Origin of the sequence: Morganella sp. HMSC11D09 (assembly GCF_001807955.1) — a bacterium.
Lineage (GTDB): Bacteria > Pseudomonadota > Gammaproteobacteria > Enterobacterales > Enterobacteriaceae > Morganella > Morganella morganii.
Genome location: NZ_KV791673.1, coordinates 1 through 3,259, shown reverse-complemented (window position 1 = coordinate 3,259; position 3,259 = coordinate 1). Strand labels below are relative to the sequence as shown.

General features: G+C 52.8%; 5 protein-coding genes. All 5 read right to left on the bottom strand.

Going from position 1 to position 3,259, the window contains the following annotated elements; genetic code table 11:
* On the bottom strand, positions 1-213 hold a 213-nt coding region (locus HMPREF3119_RS07395; protein ID WP_070579168.1), incomplete at its 3' end, for a phage head closure protein.
* 9 nt (positions 214-222) lie between these two features.
* On the bottom strand, positions 223-525 hold the full coding sequence (locus HMPREF3119_RS07390) for a head-tail connector protein (RefSeq protein ID WP_070579165.1): 303 nt from the start codon (positions 523-525) through the stop codon (positions 223-225).
* Between the two features lie 80 nt (positions 526-605).
* A complete protein-coding gene (locus tag HMPREF3119_RS07385; protein WP_070579162.1) occupies positions 606-1,826 on the bottom strand; it encodes a phage major capsid protein in 1,221 nt (406 codons plus the stop codon).
* A 9-nt stretch (positions 1,827-1,835) separates the two neighbouring features.
* Entirely contained in the window at positions 1,836-2,444 is a 609-nt protein-coding gene (locus HMPREF3119_RS07380; RefSeq protein ID WP_070579159.1) for an HK97 family phage prohead protease, read from the bottom strand.
* Positions 2,434-3,259, bottom strand: an 826-nt coding sequence (locus HMPREF3119_RS07375) for a phage portal protein (protein ID WP_070579156.1), incomplete at its 5' end; no start/stop codon positions are given. The genes HMPREF3119_RS07375 and HMPREF3119_RS07380, both read right to left, overlap by 11 nt.

Sequence of the window (3,259 nt, the reverse complement as noted above, 5' to 3'; positions counted from 1 at the left end):
GGGATGAATATCCGGCCGGTACCGCATCCACACCCGGACAGTGATTTCTGACATTTCTGCTCCGGCGGTCAGCAGTTCCCTGCCGCTGACGGGTCTGACTTCCGCCCAGGTTACAACAACGGGCAACCACTGACTTTCACGCTGACCGGACGGCAACGTTACCCGCTCAGCACGCTGAAATGTGACCCGGTGCCTTAATCTTCCGGCCTGCATAGCACCTCCTTACAAATTTATAAACCTGTACGGGTCAAGCAACAGGTAGAAACCCGCCGGTATTGCTCCGCTTTCCCGTGACTCATAGAGACTGCCGATACAGATCATCAATGCCAGCTCAATATCAGCAGAAACAATCAGGCCATCGGGGTCGCTCTCCGGAATGTTACTGTCATACAAATTGCGGTTAATGTAATTTTCAGCCCGCTTTTTTGCCGCCTGAAGATAGGTCAGGAGTAATTCATCTTCCTGATCATTATCCTCATCGATACGGCACTGCATTCTCAGTTTTTCGAGTGTCGGTAACGGCATGTTTCCCCCATACCTGCGGCCACGCCGGACCGCAGGCACAAAAAAACCGCAGTTAAGCGGCGTATCGGGTTAAGACCGGATTACTTTGCTGCAGCTTTGGCCACCAGCGCCTTAATCGCGGAGGTGTCTTCCAGGCAGCAGTCAAAGCGGTGAAACGCGAGGAACGCAGTCTGGTCATATTCTGCATAACGCTCCACCAGACGCTTCAGTGTCATATAGGTGACACGGCGGACAATGAAGCGATCGAAGTCACCACAGAAGATAAACTTCTTGCCGGTTTCCATACTGTCGATAGCCTGATCCACAGCATACTGCATACCCAGAATGGTCGAAGGTGCCACGCCGGTGATTTCCGGCAGCCACAGCGGACGCTTATTACCGTCTTCCATTTCTGTCATCAGTTTCAGGGTACTGTCATTAAAGGCCAGCCGGAATTTCGGGTTGTTACGGTAAGCCGGGTCAATGGCGTGTTTCAGGGCATTAATATCTTTCCAGGTGAATGAGGCAGAGGCATCGACCGTGCCGGTAACGGATGCGTCCAGCCCCTTCGGCTGCACCGGAGTACCTGCGCCGGTGCCTTTCACCAGATATTTAGCCTCACCGCGTCCGATACGCTGCGCAATACGGGCTGCGAGGTAGGATTCAATATCAATCCCGCTGTCCTGCAACAATTCATTGGATACACGGATAATTTTGGAAGACAGTTTTTTAGCGCCGAGAATGGCGGTCCCGAATTCCACATCCTGTTCGCTGGCTGCGGTGTTTTCACCCAGCAGTTCACCCTCTTCCGCTGTGCCGTCTGATGTTGACCAGGTAATATCCTGCCCGTTTGAAGTTGTCAGAATCTGCGAAATGCCTGCAATGCCGCCATAGGCTTTCATCTGATCAACGACTTTATTCAGCATCTGAACGGGTACAGTGTAGCCCCCCTTTTCATCCGGGGATGTCCCCTGCGCACGCAGCTCTTTCACAGCCTGGCGCTCTTCTGCCGTCAGTTCACCGAAACCATGACGGAGAAAACGGTCAAATGCTGCCTGACGGCGCTCTGCGGCTTCACTTTCCGGATTACCGTTCTGTTTTCCGCGCTGTTCGGGCTCTTTGTCATCCACGAAGGTCTGATCTGCCGAGCGCAGTTCCTCTTCGCGGGTGATCTGCTCATTCAGGCGGTCAAACTCAGTTTTGGCCTGATTCCACTCGCCGCGCTGCTCTTCGGTCATGACACCGTCACCGACTTTTTCATGGATAGCGCGCATTTCGGTGGCGATAGTATTACGTTTTTGTTTTAATTCATGAAGTTTCATAGAGTTACCTTATGCATTCATTAATGTAAGAAGACGCTCACGCGCCAGTTTTTCATTGATAGCTTTGGCTAAACCGCCGCTGTCGCGTGCTTCTTTCCACGCTTCCATTGACCGCACGGTTGAATTCGCGGCCTGATAAGCCGGATAAGTCACCGGACTGACATCATACAGACGGGATATTTTGTGAATTTCCCGGACAACCATGCCGTCATCATCCTGGTACCAGTCATCACCATTCACCGCCACACTGAACGCGAATGAACTCTGATTGACATCCCCGCGCAGCATAGGGGCAATAACCAGATCGCGGATAGTCTGTGTATCCGGCGCGGTAATGTCATAAACCAGCCCCTGCTCTGTGACACTCAGGGATAACGTCCCGGAAGAGGACCGGCCGAGGATATAATTGCGGTCATGATTGAACAGCGCCCGCACATCATCATTCAGCACATCGTCAAATGCGCCGGGTTTGATAATTTCACGGAATCCCCACATCGGCTCTGACAGGGAATTAAACACCGAGGCCAGGCCGATAATGTGAGTCGGCTTGTCCTCTTCGCCCGGCGCGGCCCGTACCTCTCCGACATAGCTGCGGGTTTCTCTTTCATTACTGCTCATCTTTTTCACCACCTTTTGATTTACTGCCGTCAGGCTGTGCGGCGTTAACGCTGACCAGCATTTCATCCAGCCCGTCAACCGGGTTCATATCCTCAAATGCCCGCGCCTCATTCCGGCTCATCCAGCCGTCAGTAATGGCGTAATGATAAAATTCAGCGCGCTCTTTCGGGGTTCCGCGCAGCAACCCGGCCAGATTAAACCGGGCATAAAATCCGGCGCAGCGCTCCTGCCGGGTGAACAACCGTCTGTTAAGCTCCTGTTCCCAGTTCACCACCCAAGGCATGACCGTATGCCGGACAAACTGAATGGATTGTTCGGAAATATTGGAAAAAGTCGCTTTTTCCAGGTCATTGATCATATGTGCCGGCACATTAAAAATTCCGGCAATCATAGAACGGTTAAGCTTCAGCATATCGATTAACTGAGCATCCACCGGGGAAACGGTCAGGGCTTTGTAATCCAGCTCCGCCGGTAACAGCATGGTTTTGTTTTCCTGACTGCGCAGCGCTGCAGACGCTTTCTGCCACATTGATTTAAGGCGTTCCCACCCTTTTTCCTGCAGCTCCCCCTTAACTGAAACAATACCGGCCGGACGGGCATTACCGCCGAAGAATGAACTGGTGTATTTCTGACCGGACATCCCCATGCCGATGGTTTCCGCATGCTGCACTATCGGACTGAGCCCCATCCGCTGGTTATTACCCAGCGCCCGGATATGGATCATGTCATCCGGGCTGACCGCAAAATTACCCTGTTCGTTATAAACTCCGTAGGTATACCGGCCGCCGGTGTTAAGCAGTGCGGTTTCCCACGGC